We start from the raw sequence: 248 nt of genomic DNA on the forward strand, positions 1-248 counted from the left end.
TACTGGTATTCAAACAGCTACCGGTGTTGTTTCAAGCAATTCAATGACTTATCAAACTAGATCAAGTTACTTAACGCAAGTAGAAGATACTATAGACCAGTTAGTTTATGCAATTGCTGAACTGCTACAGACACCAGAACTATGGAGCGATCAACAGCCTAAATGGACCGGTGACTTAGATAGCTTAGTAATCACGCCTGACTTCAATGACGGCATATTTGTAGATCAAGATGCACAGTTCAAGAATG

1 protein-coding gene is annotated in these 248 nt (G+C 39.5%); it reads left to right on the forward strand.

The window, feature by feature from the left end; genetic code table 11:
• Positions 1 to 248 (forward strand): phage portal protein (locus tag QP140_RS10160; RefSeq protein WP_284759536.1); only part of this gene is annotated, 248 nt, incomplete at both ends.

Origin of the sequence: Corynebacterium sp. UMB9976, assembly GCF_030212265.1 — a bacterium.
GTDB lineage: Bacteria > Actinomycetota > Actinomycetes > Mycobacteriales > Mycobacteriaceae > Corynebacterium.